The organism is Thermomonospora catenispora, from assembly GCF_006363815.1.
In the GTDB taxonomy this organism is placed as follows: domain Bacteria; phylum Actinomycetota; class Actinomycetes; order Streptosporangiales; family Streptosporangiaceae; genus Thermomonospora; species Thermomonospora catenispora.
Map to the genome: position 1 here is coordinate 35,531 of NZ_RRYT01000017.1, position 14,143 is coordinate 49,673.

A 14,143-nucleotide genomic window follows, 5' to 3' on the forward strand; every position below is an offset into this window, starting at 1 on the left:
GCTTCAGGCGTCGACGGCCCGGCTCGCGGCGAACTCCTCGGGGGACCACAGCGTCGACCAGTCGTCCAGCGCCGGGTCCCCCGACAGGATCGCCATCTGCAGGCGCTGCAGCCGCCGGCACGGCTCCACCCCCAGCTCGCGGTTGAGCACGGCCCGGAGCCGGCGGAAGGCCTCCAGCGAGCGCCCGACGCGCCCGGTGCGGTAGAGGGCGATCATCAAGTAGGCGCACAGGTTCTCGTTCATCGGGTTCTTGGCCACCGCGCGCGTCAGCTCGCCCAGCAGGTCGGCGTGGCGTCCCAGGGCCAGGTCCGACTCGATCCGGCGTTCCAGGGCGCCGAGCCGGCTCTCCTCCAGCGACGCCGCCTCGATCTCCAGGATCCCGCCCTTGCGGACGTCCGCCAGCGCGGGCCCGCGCCACAGCTGCAGCGCCTGGCTCAGCAACTCCGAGGCCCGGTGGTGGTCGCCCGCCTCGGCGGCCGCCCGGCCGGCGCGCACCCGGCGTTCGAACGCCTCGACGTCGGTCTCGCAGGAGCCCTCCTCGAGCAGGTAACCGTTGTGCCGGGTGCCGAGGATCCGCCGCGCGTCCGGGCGGCCGCCGCCGGCGGCCGCCAGCGCGTTGCGCAGCTGCAGGACGTAGGTCTGCAGCGTGGTGGCGTGGCTGCGCGGAGGCCGGTCGCCCCACAGCTCCTCGATGAGCGTGGGGACGGTGACGACCCGCCCCACGTTCAACGCCAGCAGGGCCAGCACCTGCCGCTGCTTGGGCGCGCTGGCCGTCACCGGCGTCCGGCCCATGCGCAGGGACAACGGGCCGAGCAGACCGACGTGCAGCACCCTGGGCCCTCCTCCCGCCTCGGCGAGATCGCGCCTTTCCATGGCCTCGAACATCCCGCTCCTCCAGGCATCGCCGATGGACACGGGAAACAGAATGCACGGCCCTTCGCATTTTCCCCACTGATATGCACACCTTTCCGGCGTGAAGAATTCATTCGGGGAACGTGAATCAGTCCATGGCCTTGCCGGGCGGCGGCGTCCCAGACTCTGAGCAACGCGGTGGAAGTCCGGTCGCACCGGAAAGGAGACACCCATGAACAGCGCCCCGAACGACCCCCGCGGCATCGATCTGATCATCGAGGACCTGGACCACTCCGCCCCCGACACGGCCCAGTTCACCTGGTGCGTCGTGCACCAGTCCGGAACGGAGCACTGAGGCGGGACGCCATGCGGCAGGACACACGGCCGATCGGATTCCGCAGGCATCTGCGGGCCGCGATCGTCCCGGGCGAAGCGGTCTACCTGCTGTCCCCTCAGGGCACGACGGTCCTGTCCGGGGCCTCGATCCAGAAGGTGGCCCCCCTGCTCGACGGCGCGCGGACCGTCGACGAGCTGCGGGCCGCCGCGGAGCTCCCGCCGGGGCACCTGGAGACCGTGCTCGACCGGCTCACCGAGGCCGGCCTGGTGGGCTTCCACGAGGAGGCGCCGGACGCCGCGGCCGGAGCCTACTGGGACCTGGCCGGGGTCAGCAGTCCGACGGACGCCGCAGTGTCCGTCGTCGCGCTCGGCGGCGCCGACCCGGCCGCCGCCGAGCGCGCCTGCCGCGCGGCGGGCCTGTCCTGCCGCCCGGACGCCCCCTTCGCCCTGGTGGTCTGCGACGACTATCTCGATCCGGCGCTGGCCGACTTCAACGCCGCCCGGCTCGCCGACCGGCGGCCGTGGCTGCTGGCCAAGCCGTACGGGCCGCAGCCGTGGGTCGGCCCGGTGTTCCGGCCGGGGGAGGGGCCCTGCTGGTCCTGCCTGGCGGTGCGGCTGCGCTCCCACCGGCGCGGCGAGCGGTGCGTGCGGCGCGCGCTGGGGCTGTCGGGACCGGTGCGCGCCCCGGAGGCCTCCCTGGCGGTGACCCGCGAGCTGGGGGTGCAGACGGCGGCGCTGGAGGCCGCCAAGTGGCTGGCCGGCTGGCGCGACGAGGGGCAGAGCACCGTCTGGACCCTGGACACCCTGACGCTCGAGGCCGGCCGTCACCGGGTCGATCGCCGTCCGCAGTGCCCCGACTGCGGCGATCCCCGTCTGGTCCGCGACCGCGCCCTGCGGCCGGTCCGTCCGGTCTCCCGGCCGAAGGGCGCGACGGGCGGCAACGGGCACCGGGCGCTCTCGGCGGAGCAGATGTGGGAGCGTTTCCGGCATCTGGCCGACCCGGTCACCGGCGTGGTCGAGCAGATCAGCCGCGATCCGCGCAGCCCGTCGTTCCTGCACTGCTATCGGACCGGGCCCAACCTGGCGCTGGCCTCCTCCGACCTGCCCTCGCTCCGCGCCGGGCTGCGCATGCAGAGCGGCGGCAAGGGGCGCACCGACGTGGAGGCGAGGGTCAGCGCGCTCTGCGAGGCGGTCGAACGGTACAGCGCGACCCGGTTCCACGACGAGGCGACCGTCCGCGGCCGGTACCGCGACCTGGCCCCCGACGCCGTCCACCCGGGGGAGTGCATGCTGTTCGACGAGCGCCAGTACCGGGAGCGCGAGCGGTGGAACGCCCCGGGCATCCCCTTCCAGCACGTGCCCGAGCCGTTCGACGAGGACGCCGAGATCGAGTGGACGCCGGTGTGGTCGCTCACCGGCCGCCGGCACCGGCTGCTGCCGACCGGCCTGCTGTACTTCGGCGGTGAGCGGCCCCCCTCGCTCGTCCCCGACTCCAACGGCAACGCCGCGGGGAGCACCCTGGAGGACGCCGTCCTGCAGGGCCTGCTGGAACTGATCGAGCGCGACGCCGTCGCGCTGTGGTGGTACAACCGGACGCGCCATCGGGCGGTGGACCTGGAGTCGTTCGGCGACCCGTGGATCGCCGCCCTCCCCGACCGGTTCGCCGAGCTGAACCGCGCGCTGTGGGTGCTGGACCTCACCGCCGACCTGGGCGTCCCGGTGATGGCCGCGATATCCCGCCGCGTCGACGGGCCGCCCGAGGACATCATGCTCGGCTTCGGCGCGCACCTGGACCCCGCCGTCGCGCTCAGCCGCGCGGTCACCGAGCTGGGCCAGCTGCTGCCCGCCGTGATCGACGGGTACGCCCCCGGCCTGCCCGATCATCTGCTCCGCTGGTGGCGGGAGGAGACGATCGCCGCGCAGCCCTACCTGGCCCCCGACCCGACGCGCCCTCCGGTCACGGCGGCGGACCACGGATACGTTCCGCGCACCGATCTCCGGGACGATCTGGAGCACCTATGCGCGCTGCTCGACCGCCGGGGCCTGGAGGTGCTCGTGCTCGACCAGACCAGGCCCGACCTGGGGCTTCCGGTGGCGAAGGTGATCGTTCCGGGGCTGCGGCACTTCTGGGCCAGGTTCGCCCCCGGGCGGCTGTTCGACGTCCCGGTGCGCCTGGGCCGGCTCCCGTCCCCCACGCCGTATGAGGAGCTCAATCCGATCCCCCTGTTCTTGTAACCCCCCGGAAACGTCGGCGCATCACGCAAAAGCGGCGATCTCCGATAAAATTCTCCACTGTGTCCGGTGGCACCGGGTGTAAATATCCTTCGCGATATTCGGGGGCACCGGGTGACCGCCCGTGTGCACAGCGACCGGAGACCGGACCAGGAGGCATGCGCCGATGCTCGGTAACCCCCGCGGCGACGGCGGAGCGGACGTCCCCGCGCCGTGGGCGCCGCGGATGGCACGGTGGGTCACGCTGGCGGTGCTCGGCGGTTACGCCCTCACCACGGTGCTCAACGTGCTCGACCGGCGTCCCGGGCCCGCGCGGCTGGTCGGCCTGGCGCTCTGCCTGGCGGCCGTCCTCGTCCTGCAGTTCGCGCACTCCACCCGGCAACCGCGCGCCTGGCCCGCCCGCGTCCGCGCGCTGACCCTCTCCGCCCAGGCCCTGGCGACCTATCTGCCGCTGGCCTGGATCGGGCTGCCGTGGGGCGCGATGGCCGGGTTCCTGGCCGGCTCGGTGCTGCTGGCCGTGCCCGGCCGGATCCGCTGGCCGCTGTACGGCGCGGTCACGGCGGGCATCGTGCCCACGGTCGTCGCGGACGTCGGCCCGGGCGGCGCGGTCTACGGCATCGGGGTGACCCTGCTCACCGGGCACATCGTCTTCGGGGTCAGCTCGCTGTCGGACCTCGTCGCCGAGCTCCGGCGGGCCCGGCGCGCGCTGGCCGACATGGCCGTCGTCCAGGAGCGGCTGCGGGTCGCCCGGGACATGCACGACCTCCTCGGCTACAGCCTGTCAGCGATCATGCTCAAGAGCGAGCTGGCCTACCGGCTGGTGACGCCCGACCCCGGGCGGGCCCGCGCCGAGGTCGCCGAGGTGCTCGACGTCGCCGGGAAGGCGCTGGCCGACGTGCGCCTGGTCGCGACCGGCTACCGCGGCATGTCGCTGACCGCCGAGGTCCGGTCCGCCCTCTCGGTCCTGTCCGCCGCGCGGATCACGGCCGAGGCCGACCTGAACTGCGGCGCGCTGCCCCGAGAGGTGGACGCCGTGCTGGCCGTCGTGCTGCGCGAGGCCGTCACCAACGCGCTGCGGCACAGCAAGGCGCAGCGCTGCACGATCACCGCCTCCCGGGAGGGGGAGACGGTGACGCTGCGGATCGGCAACGACGGGGTCGACGGCGGCCGCCGCGGCCCCGCCGAGGGGGGCGGCAGCGGGCTCGACAACCTCACCGCCCGGCTGCGCCGCATCGGCGGCGCCCTGACCGCCGAGACCACCGACGACGGCTGGTTCCGCATCACCGCCCGGGCGCCGATCGAGCCCCACGGCGACGCGCACGCCGACGACGCGCCCCGGGAACGGGATCAGGCCGCCCAGCACTGGGCGCCCCGGATGGCGCGGGGCACGCTGGTGGTCGCCCTGGCCGGCTATGCGTTCATCACCGTGGTCAACGCCGCGGACGTCGCCGGGTCGGGCGGCGCCATGCTCGCCTTCCTGGGCTGCTTCGCCGTCGTCGTGGCCCTCCAGGCGTTCCACTCGCTGCGTCGCCCGCGCACCTGGCCGGTGCGCGTCCGGACGCTCACCCTCGGGCTCCAGGCCGGGGCCACCTACGCCCCGCTGCTGTGGCTCGATCGTCCCTGGGGCGCGATGGCGGGGTTCCTGGCCGGGTCGCTCCTGCTCGCGACGTCCGGGCGGCCGCGCTGGGCGCTGTACGCCGCCTCGGCCGCGGTCGGCCCGGCGGTGGCGGCGATCGCCGGCGCGTCCCCCTCCTACGGCGTCTATCTGGCCGTCTCCTCGCTGATGACGGGACTGGTCGTCTACGGCGTCACCACGCTCTACCTGCTGGTCGCCGAGCTGCACGAGGCCAGGGGCGCGCTCGCGCGGCTGGCGGTCGCCCGAGAGCGCCTGTTCGTGGAACGGGAACTGCAGCAGGTGCTCGGCTCCAGCCTGTCGGCGATCACATTGAAGTGCGAACTCATTCACCGGCTGCTGCCGCACGCGCCGGAGGCCGCGTGCGAAGAGCTGACGACCGTGCTGGACGTTTCCCGGCGCGCGCTCGCCGACGTCCGACGCGTCGCACGCGGTTACCGGGGACACCCGGAAGAATACGGAGCGGACAAAACCCAATGGCCGCTTCCGGACACATCACCGCCGGACAAATATCCCTTTGTAGATTTTCCTTCCGAGGGCAGGGAGGTGGCCGGTGGCGAATGAACGGATCAGAATTCTCCTCGCCGAGGACATGCACATGGTCCAAGGGGCGCTGGCCGCCCTGCTCGAACTGGAGCCGGACCTGGAGGTCGTCGCCAAGGTGGACCGGGGCGATCTGATCGTCCCCACCGCGCTGGAGTGCCGACCGGATGTGGCGATCATCGACGTCGATCTGCCGAACATGAACGGTCTGGACGCGGCCGCGCTGCTGCACGAGCGGCTCCCCGAATGCCGCACGCTGATCCTCACCGCGCTGGGGCGCCCCGGCACGCTGCGCCGGGCGATGGCCGCGCACGTGTCGGGCTATCTGCTCAAGGACTCCCCCGCCGAAGGGCTCGCGCGGGCGGTGCGGGAGGTGGCCGCCGGCCGCCGGGTGGTCAACCCGCAGCTGGTCATGCGGGCCTGGGACATCGGCGAGAACCCGCTGTCGGAGCGCGAGACCAAGGTGCTGAAGATGACCGCCCAGGGCGCCGAGCCCCCGGAGATCGCCGCGGAGCTGCACCTGTCGGTCGGCACGGTGCGCAACTACCTGACGACCATCGTGGTCAAGCTCAACGCCCGGAACCGGATCGACGCCGTCCGCATCGCCACCGAGGCCGGCTGGCTCACCTGAGGGATCCGCCCCGCGACCGGTCCTCGACCGGCGATCCACCGGCGCGCCCGACGATGCCGGAGCACGGTGAGGCGACAAGCACCCCGTTGGCTCAGGAGGGCGCGATGCGCAAGGTCATCTCCCGGGACGGCACCACGATCGCCTATGAGAAGACGGGCGAGGGACCGCCGATCGTCCTGCTCAACGGCTCTTTCCGCGATCACACGATCTTCGATGCGCTCGTCCCCGAGCTGGCGCCGCACTGCACCGTCTACGTCTACGACCGGCGCGGACGCGGCCAGAGCGGGGACGCCCCCGACTACGCCGTCCAGCGGGAGGTGGAGGACCTCGCGGCGGTGATCGACGCGGCCGGCGGGGAGGCGGTGGTGTTCGCCGGGTCCACCGGCGCCAACCTGGCGTTGGAGGCGGCGCTCGCCGGCGTCCCGATGACCAGGCTGGCCCTGCACGAGCCGTACTTCCGGGTCGACGGCTACCCCAAGCCCCCGTGGAACTTCGCCAAGACCCTCCAGGTGCTGCTGGATGAGGGACGACGCGGCGAGGCGGTCGAGTACTTCCTGACCAATCTGGTGGGCCTGACCCCCGACACGATCGCCGAGTGGCGGCGCGGCCCGCTCTGGGCGATGAACGAGGCGAACGCCCACACGCTCCCCTACGACACCCGGATCTGCGGCGACTTCACCGTCCCGGTCGACCGGCTCGCCGGGCTGCGGCTGGAGACCCTGGTGCTCAACAGCGACGGCACCAGCGCCTGGCTGCGCGCGGCGGCCCGGGCGACGGCCGCCGCCCTGCCCAACGCCCGGTCGCTGGAGCTGCCCGGCTCCTGGCACCGGATCGACATGGACGTGCTCGGCCGGACCCTGGCGGAGTTCGCCGCCTCCCGGCCCGCGTGACGCGGGCCGGCGGGGCGGCGCTCCGGCCGGCGCCGCCCCGCCGGCCGGGCCGCGCGGGCCTCGCCCGCATCCGTCGCTCCCCCGGCGGAATTCGACGCCTTCTTGACCTTTTCTCGAGGGCCGTCGCGCACAGTGCGATTGCCGATTCACGACGAATTGGAGAACGACGTGGGGTCACGGCTCGGATCCGTCGTGAAGTCCCTGCTGGGAAACGCCGGTGAGGGCCTGATGATGATGGGGGCGTGGTGGGGCGGAATACATCTTCCGCATGAATCCGACGACCCCGGCGGACCTGCGGATCCTCCCGGGTCCGACCTCTCGCCGCCGCCGGAGGCGGAGCACGACGAACGGCCCGCCCCGGCCTGGCGAGCGACAAGGACGCGATGAATTCCCAAGGAGGCGGTCGAGTGCACAGCAATCTGATAGTGGCCAGGATGGACCCCCGATCCAGCGCCGAGGTCGCCCGGATCTTCAAGGCCTTCGACGAGACCGACATGCCGCATCGCATGGGCACCCGGCGGCGTCAGCTCTTCATGTTCCACGGCCTGTACTTCCATTTGCAGGACTTCGACGACGACAACGGCCGGGAGCGCATCGAGGAGGCCAAGACCGACCCCCGGTTCGTCCGGATCAGCCGGGACCTTGAGCCCTACATCGCCCCCTACGACCCGGAGACCTGGCGTTCGCCCGCCGACGCCATGGCGCAGCGGTTCTATGTGTGGGAGTCCGCATGACCGGCCGGCGCGTGGTCATCACCGGAGTCGGGGTGGTGGCTCCGGGAGGGATCGGGGTCAAGAACTTCTGGAACCTGCTCAGCGAAGGCCGGACGGCGACCCGGGGCATCACCTTCTTCGACCCCTCGCCGTTCCGCTCGCGGGTCGCCGCCGAGGCGGACTTCGACCCCTGGGAGCACGGGCTCGGCCCGCAGGAGATCCGGCGCAACGACCGGGCCGCGCAGTTCGCCATCGTCACCGCGCGCGAGGCCATCGCCGACAGCGGTCTGGACCCGGGCTCCCTGCCGCCCCATCGCATCGGGGTGACGGTCGGCAGCGCGGTGGGCGCCACCATGGGGCTCGACCAGGAGTACCGGGTGGTCAGCGACGGAGGCCGGCTCGACCCGGTGGACCACCGCTACGCCGTCCCGCACCTGTACGACTTCTTCGTGCCCAGCTCCTTCGCCCGCGAGGTGGCCTGGACGGCCGGCGCCGAGGGCCCCTCCACCGTGGTCTCCACCGGCTGCACCTCGGGCATCGACGCGGTCGGCTACGCGGCCGAGCTGATCCGCGACGGCTCGGCCGACGTGATGATCGCCGGCGCCGCCGACGCGCCGATCTCACCGATCACCGTGGCGTGCTTCGACGCGATCAAGGCGACCACGCCGCGCAACGACGACCCCGCGCACGCCTCCCGCCCGTTCGACCGCACCCGCAACGGCTTCGTGCTGGGCGAGGGGGCCGCGATGTTCGTGCTGGAGGAGCTGGAGGCCGCGCGCCGGCGCGGCGCCCACGTGTACGCCGAGATCGCCGGATACGCCACCCGGTGCAACGCCTACCACATGACCGGGCTGCGTCCCGACGGCCGGGAGATGGCCGAGGCCATCGGCGCGGCGCTCCGAGAGGCGCGGATCCCCGCCGAACGGATCGACTACATCAACGCGCACGGCTCGGGGACCCGGCAGAACGACCGGCACGAGACCAACGCCTTCAAGCGCAGCCTCGGCGAGCACGCCTACCGCACCCCGGTGAGCTCGATCAAGTCGATGATCGGACACTCGCTCGGCGCGATCGGCTCCATCGAGATCGCCGCCTCCGTCCTGGCCATGGAGAACCACGTGGTGCCCCCGACGGCGAACCTGCACGAGCCCGACCCCGAATGCGACCTGGACTACGTGCCGGTGACCGCGCGCGACTGGCGCACCGACACGGTGCTGACGGTGGGCAGCGGCTTCGGCGGCTTCCAGAGCGCGATGGTCCTGGCCCGGCCCGACAGGAGGGCGGCATGAGCCCACGGAGCGCGCAGGCCGTGGTGACGGGCATCGGCGTCGTGGCCCCCAACGGGTTCGGCGCGCGGGAGTACTGGCGGGCCGTCTGCGCCCGGGAGAGCGGCATCGGCCGCATCACGCGCTTCGATCCGGAGCGCTACCCGGCCCGCCTCGCCGGGGAGGTGAAGGGGTTCGTCGTCGAGGAGCACCTGCCCAGCCGGCTCATCCCGCAGACCGACCGCATGACCCAGCTCGCCCTCGTGGGCGCCGAGCACGCGCTGGCCGACGCCGGGGTGGACCCCCGGGACGCCGACGAGTTCGGCATGGGCGTGATGACCGCCAGCACCTGCGGCGGCTTCGAGTTCGGCGAGGGGCAGCTGCGGAACCTGTGGAGCAAGGGCGGCCAGTACGTCAGCGCCTACCAGTCCTTCGCCTGGTTCTATGCGGTCAACACCGGGCAGATCTCCATCCGGCACGGGATGCGCGGCCCCAGCGGCGTGGTGGTCAGCGACCACGCGGGCGGCCTGGACGCCCTGGCGCACGCGCGCCGCCTGATCCGCAAGGGCACCGACCTGATCGTCTCCGGCGGCGTCGACGCCGCCGTCTGCCCGTGGGGGTGGGTCGCCCAGCTGACCACCGGGATGCTGAGCACCGAGGAGCGGCCCGACCGGGCCTACCTCCCCTTCGACGCCGCGGCCCGCGGGTATGTGCCGGGCGAGGGCGGGGCCCTGCTGATCGTCGAGGACGCCGAGGCGGCGCGCCGCCGCGGGGCGCGGCGCGTCTACGGCGAGATCGGCGGCTATGGGGCCACGTTCGATCCGCGGCCGGGCCGCGGTCGCGGGCCGACGCTGCGCACGGCGATCGAGATCGCCCTGGACGACGCGGGCCTGTCGCCGGAGGAGATCGACGTCGTCTTCGCCGACGCGGCGGCCGTGCCCGAGCTCGACCGGGTCGAGGCGGCGGCGATCACCGAGGTCTTCGGACGCCGGGCGGTCCCCGTCACGGCGCCCAAGACCATGACGGGCCGGCTCGGCTCGGGGACCGCCCCGTTGGACGTCGCCACCGCCCTGCTGGCCATGCGGGAGGGGCTGATCCCGCCGACGGCGAACGTCACCCCGGACCCCGGCTACGGCCTCGACCTGGTGACCGAGCCGCGGCCGGCGTCGTTGGACGCGGCGCTGGTCCTGGCGCGGGGACACGGCGGCTTCAACTCCGCCCTCGTCCTGCGCTCGGTGGAGTGGGACTGACCGGGGGCCGGTGGGGCGTCATGGGATCGGCCTCCGCTCACCCTCCCGTGCCGAAGCGGCGCATCCTGCGGCTGTTCCGTCCCTACCGCGGGAGCCTGCTGCTGGTCGCCGCCCTCGTCGTGGGGTCGGCGCTGGTCTCCCTGATCAACCCGTTCCTGATCCGCGAGATCATGGACGTGGCGCTGCCGCAGGGCAGGACGGGCCTGCTGACGCTGCTGGCCCTCGGCATGATCGTCGCCTCGGTCGTCAACAGCGCGTTCAACGTCTGGCAGACCCATCTGTCCACCAAGGTCGGCCAGCTCGTCATGCACGACCTGCGCACCGCGGTGTACGCGCACCTGCAGCGCATGTCGCTGGCCTTCTTCACGCGCACCCGCACCGGCGAGGTGCAGTCGCGCATCGCCCACGACATCGGCGGCATGCAGGCCACCGTGACGACCACCGTCACGGCGCTGGTGTCGGACGCGACCATCGTCATCGCCACGACCACCGCCATGCTGCTGCTCGACTGGCGGCTCACCCTGGCCTCGCTGACCATGCTCCCGGGGTTCGTGTGGGTGAGCCGCCGGGTCGGCGGCGAGCGCCGCGCCATCAGCCGCGAGCGGCAGCGCCAGTTCGCCGAGCTCTCCTCGATCGTGCAGGAGTCGCTGTCGGTCAGCGGGATCATGCTCGGGCACACCATGGGCCGCTCCCGCTCGTTGACCGACACCTTCTCCGCCCAGTCCCGCAGGCTCGCCGACCTGGAGGTGCGGGCCGGCACGGCGGGCCTGTGGCACCAGTCCACGATCTGGATCGTGATGGCCTCCATGCCCGCGGTGATCTACTGGGTGGCGGGCATGACCGCGGGCGGCGGCATGGCCGTCTCCCTGGGCACGCTGGTCGCCTTCACCACGCTCCAGCAGGCCCTGTTCCGCCCGGCGCAGCGGTTGCTGAGCGTCAACCTGGACATCCAGAGCTCGCTGGAGCTGTTCGCCCGCATCTTCGAGTACCTGGACACGCCCGTGGACATCGTCGAGCCGGAGCGGCCCGTCAAGCCGGCGAAGCTGCGCGGCGAGGTGCGCATGCGCGGGGTGTGCTTCACCTACGCCGGGGCGGACCGGCCGACGCTGCGCGACATCGACCTCACCGTCCCCGCCGGGCACAGCCTCGCGATCGTCGGGGAGACCGGCTCGGGCAAGACCACCCTCAGCTATCTCGTGCCGCGTCTGTACGACGTGACGTCCGGCTCCGTCACCATCGACGGCGTCGACGTGCGCGAGATGTCCTTCGACACGCTCGCCTCCGCGGTCGGCGTCGTCTCCCAGGAGACCTATCTGTTCCACGCCTCGGTCTCCGAGAACCTGCGGTTCGCCAAGCCCGACGCGACCGACGAGGAGCTGGTCGCCGCGGCGAAGATCGCGCAGATCCACGACTATCTGATGTCCCTGCCCGACGGCTACGACACCGTGGTCGGCGAGCGCGGATACCGGTTCTCCGGCGGAGAGAAGCAGCGGCTGGCGATCGCCCGCGCGATCCTGCGCGATCCGCCGATCCTGGTCCTGGACGAGGCCACCAGCGCCCTGGACACGCAGACCGAGCAGGCCGTGCAGGCGGCCATCGAGGCGGCGAGCGCGGGCCGCACCACCATCACGGTCGCCCACCGGCTGTCGACCATCCGCGACGCGGACGAGATCATCGTGCTGGACCGGGGCGAGATCGTCGAACGCGGCACCCACGAGGAGCTGCTGGCGCTCGGCGGCCGCTACGCGGCGCTGGTCGCCCGGGACTCCGCCCCGGTGGCCTGAACGACCCTCGGGGGAACGACGGCAGGGAGCGGACGCGGGACCGGCGCGGGCCGGTGCGCGCAGGTCCGGATCATGCGGGCCGATGCGGATCCATCGGGCCGGCTCGCGCCGCGGACACGCCCGGAGCGGACCCCGCGGACGCGCGGGGAGGGGGCGGCGAAGGCAGAGGCGGGGCCGGCGCCGTGGGAACGGGCGCGCCCGGAGCGCCCCGCCGACCGGCCGGGGCCCGCTCCGGGCCGACGGTCCGGGGGTCAGGGGTTCAGCACCCAGGCGGAGTCATGCGGGGCGAAGCCGATGCGGGGGTAGTACTCCCGTGCCGCGGGCGCCGCCAGCAGCACGATCTTGGCCTGCGGCGCCTCCCTGCGCGTCGCCTCGATGAGCCGCCGGCCGATGCCCGAGCGCTGGTGGGAGCGGACGACGGCGATGTCGGACAGGTAGGTCACATAGGAGAAGTCCGAGACGCTGCGCGCGATGCCCACCAGCTCGCCGTCGACGCGGCAGGTGACGATCAGGTTGGCGTTGCGCACCATCGCCGCCATGCGCTCGGTCTCCTCGATCGGGCGGCGTTCGCCCAGTCCCGAGTCCCGGTAGACCCTCAGGACCTCCTCCAGGTCCAGGTCGGTGCCGTGCTCGCGCTCAATCGTCCAGGTCACGAAGGGCCTCCAGCCGCTTGTAGACGACGTCGTGGCGGGCGAGGAAACGCTCGGGCCGCAGGTGGTCGGTCTCGATCCCCTCGGTCTTGAGCAGGGTGAGGAAGTCCTCGCCGTTGGCGGCGTCCTGGATCATCCGGTAGGCCCGTTCGCGGTCGCCGCCGCTCTCCAGCAGGTCGGCGAGCACGGCCGAGCTGTAGACCCGACCCTCGCTCTGGGAGATCGCGGCGCGCATCCGGCCGGGGAACACCTGCAGCCCCGCCACCAGGTCCGCCGCCGCCGTCGCCTGGTAGTGCGCGATCGTGAGCGCGTCCGGCAGGACGACCCGCTCGACGGAGGAGTGGGACAGGTCCCGCTCGTGCCACAGCGCCACGTCCTCCAGCGCCGTGTCGGCGTATCCGCGCAGCAGCCGGGCCAGCCCGGACAGCCGCTCGCTGGTGGTGGGGTTGCGCTTGTGCGGCATGGCGCTGGACCCCTGGTAGGCGACCGTCCGGGGCTCCTCCACCTCGCGGACCTCGCTGCGCGACAGCAGCCGCACCTCGGTGGCGATCTGCTCGATGCAGGCCCCCAGCGTCGCGACCGCCTGGAGGAGCTGGGCGTGCCGGTCGCGGGCCACGATCTGGCTCGGAACGGGCTCCACGCCGAGGCCGAGCGCCCCGCACACGTGCTGCTCGACGAAGGGGTCGATCAACGCGTAGGTCCCGACGGAGCCGGAGATCGTGCCCACGGCGACCTGCTCGCGCGCGGCCTCGAGCCGCCGGATCGACCGGTCGATCGCGAAGGCGAACCCGGCGAGCTTGTGGCCGAAGGTGGTGGGTTCGGCGTGCATGCCGTGGGTGCGCCCGATGCACACCGTCTCCCAGTGCTCCACCGCCCTGTCCACCAGCACCGCGCGCAGCCGCCTCGCGGCCCCGATCAGCAGGTCGCAGGCCCGGGCGAGGGTGTGCCCGAGGGCGGTGTCCACCAGGTCGTAGCTCGTCATGCCCAGGTGCACCCAGCGGGCGGAGTCGGCCGGCATGCCCTCGCAGAAGGCGGCGAGGAAGGACAGGACCTCATGGTCGCGCTCGCGCTCGAGCTCGGCGACGCGCTCCGCCGAGGGCACCGGGGCGTTCCGGATGTCCGCCAGGGCGCTCTCGGGGACCCGGCCGAGCAGGGCCTGCGCCTCGCAGGCCAGGACCTCCACCCTGGCCCAGGTGGCGTACCGGGTCTGATCGGACCACAGCTCCGCCATTTCCGGAAGCGAATAACGAGATATCATGACCGCCGTCCATCATCCAGAAAACAGCCTGCATTCCGCAGGATAATGAATTGCGCGACGTGCCGCACACCCGCGCGACCGCACGCTCCCCGGTTTTTCTCGCCGA

12 protein-coding genes are annotated in these 14,143 nt (G+C 72.9%); 9 read left to right on the plus strand and 3 right to left on the minus strand.

Annotated features, from left to right (window positions below; all coding sequences use genetic code 11):
- Window positions 1-3 precede the first annotated feature (3 nt).
- The gene (locus tag EIO00_RS14730) at window positions 4-915 is read right to left on the minus strand and encodes an AfsR/SARP family transcriptional regulator (protein WP_241661359.1); all 912 of its coding nucleotides are present in this window, start codon (window positions 913-915) and stop codon (window positions 4-6) included.
- 169 nt (window positions 916-1,084) lie between these two features.
- Here EIO00_RS14730 and EIO00_RS25640 point away from each other — a divergent pair, with 169 nt between their 5' ends.
- From EIO00_RS25640 to EIO00_RS14770, 9 genes are all read left to right on the plus strand, one after another.
- Window positions 1,085-1,207 (plus strand): hypothetical protein, encoded by a 123-nt coding sequence (locus tag EIO00_RS25640; protein WP_277752880.1) that lies wholly within the window; start codon window positions 1,085-1,087, stop codon window positions 1,205-1,207.
- An 11-nt stretch (window positions 1,208-1,218) separates the two neighbouring features.
- Window positions 1,219-3,423, plus strand: coding sequence for a TOMM precursor leader peptide-binding protein (locus EIO00_RS14735; protein ID WP_140179301.1), 2,205 nt, complete (start codon window positions 1,219-1,221; stop codon window positions 3,421-3,423).
- A 163-nt stretch (window positions 3,424-3,586) separates the two neighbouring features.
- Window positions 3,587-5,617 carry a sensor histidine kinase gene (locus EIO00_RS14740; protein WP_140179303.1) on the plus strand — a complete coding sequence of 677 codons (2,031 nt, stop codon included), beginning with the start codon at window positions 3,587-3,589 and terminating at the stop codon, window positions 5,615-5,617.
- On the plus strand, window positions 5,607-6,227 hold the full coding sequence (locus tag EIO00_RS14745) for a response regulator transcription factor (protein WP_277752881.1): 621 nt from the start codon (window positions 5,607-5,609) through the stop codon (window positions 6,225-6,227). Before EIO00_RS14740 ends, EIO00_RS14745 begins: the two co-directional genes overlap by 11 nt.
- A 104-nt stretch (window positions 6,228-6,331) precedes the next feature.
- The gene (locus EIO00_RS14750) at window positions 6,332-7,117 is read left to right on the plus strand and encodes an alpha/beta fold hydrolase (RefSeq protein ID WP_140179305.1); all 786 of its coding nucleotides are present in this window, start codon (window positions 6,332-6,334) and stop codon (window positions 7,115-7,117) included.
- A gap of 407 nt (window positions 7,118-7,524) precedes the next feature.
- Window positions 7,525-7,851 carry a TcmI family type II polyketide cyclase gene (locus tag EIO00_RS14755; RefSeq protein ID WP_140179307.1) on the plus strand — a complete coding sequence of 109 codons (327 nt, stop codon included), beginning with the start codon at window positions 7,525-7,527 and terminating at the stop codon, window positions 7,849-7,851.
- Window positions 7,848-9,119, plus strand: coding sequence for a beta-ketoacyl-[acyl-carrier-protein] synthase family protein (locus EIO00_RS14760; RefSeq protein ID WP_140179309.1), 1,272 nt, complete (start codon window positions 7,848-7,850; stop codon window positions 9,117-9,119). The genes EIO00_RS14755 and EIO00_RS14760 overlap by 4 nt, the downstream gene beginning before the upstream one ends.
- Window positions 9,116-10,345 carry a ketosynthase chain-length factor gene (locus EIO00_RS14765; protein ID WP_140179311.1) on the plus strand — a complete coding sequence of 410 codons (1,230 nt, stop codon included), beginning with the start codon at window positions 9,116-9,118 and terminating at the stop codon, window positions 10,343-10,345. Before EIO00_RS14760 ends, EIO00_RS14765 begins: the two co-directional genes overlap by 4 nt.
- Window positions 10,346-10,392: 47 nt before the next feature.
- A complete protein-coding gene (locus tag EIO00_RS14770) occupies window positions 10,393-12,129 on the plus strand; it encodes an ABC transporter ATP-binding protein (RefSeq protein WP_277752882.1) in 1,737 nt (578 codons plus the stop codon).
- A gap of 251 nt (window positions 12,130-12,380) precedes the next feature.
- Here the strand turns inward: EIO00_RS14770 and EIO00_RS14775 are convergent, their stop codons facing one another.
- On the minus strand, window positions 12,381-12,782 hold the full coding sequence (locus EIO00_RS14775) for a GNAT family N-acetyltransferase (RefSeq protein ID WP_140179312.1): 402 nt from the start codon (window positions 12,780-12,782) through the stop codon (window positions 12,381-12,383).
- Window positions 12,766-14,037: an adenylosuccinate lyase gene (gene purB / locus EIO00_RS14780; RefSeq protein ID WP_140179314.1), complete on the minus strand. Its 1,272-nt coding sequence runs from the start codon at window positions 14,035-14,037 to the stop codon at window positions 12,766-12,768. Before purB ends, EIO00_RS14775 begins: the two co-directional genes overlap by 17 nt.
- Between the last annotated feature and the right edge of the window lie 106 nt (window positions 14,038-14,143).

Excerpts from the sequence above, each read along its gene's own strand:
- EIO00_RS14765 (WP_140179311.1), top strand. The coding sequence starts at position 9,116 with ATGAGCCCACGGAGCGCGCAGGCCGTGGTGACGGGCATCGGCGTCGTG.
- EIO00_RS14740 (WP_140179303.1), top strand. The coding sequence starts at position 3,587 with ATGCTCGGTAACCCCCGCGGCGACGGCGGAGCGGACGTCCCCGCGCCG.
- EIO00_RS14735 (WP_140179301.1), top strand. The coding sequence starts at position 1,219 with ATGCGGCAGGACACACGGCCGATCGGATTCCGCAGGCATCTGCGGGCC.
- EIO00_RS14760 (WP_140179309.1), top strand. The coding sequence starts at position 7,848 with ATGACCGGCCGGCGCGTGGTCATCACCGGAGTCGGGGTGGTGGCTCCG.
- EIO00_RS14750 (WP_140179305.1), top strand. The coding sequence starts at position 6,332 with ATGCGCAAGGTCATCTCCCGGGACGGCACCACGATCGCCTATGAGAAG.
- purB (WP_140179314.1), bottom strand. The coding sequence starts at position 14,037 with ATGATATCTCGTTATTCGCTTCCGGAAATGGCGGAGCTGTGGTCCGAT.
- EIO00_RS25640 (WP_277752880.1), top strand. The coding sequence starts at position 1,085 with ATGAACAGCGCCCCGAACGACCCCCGCGGCATCGATCTGATCATCGAG.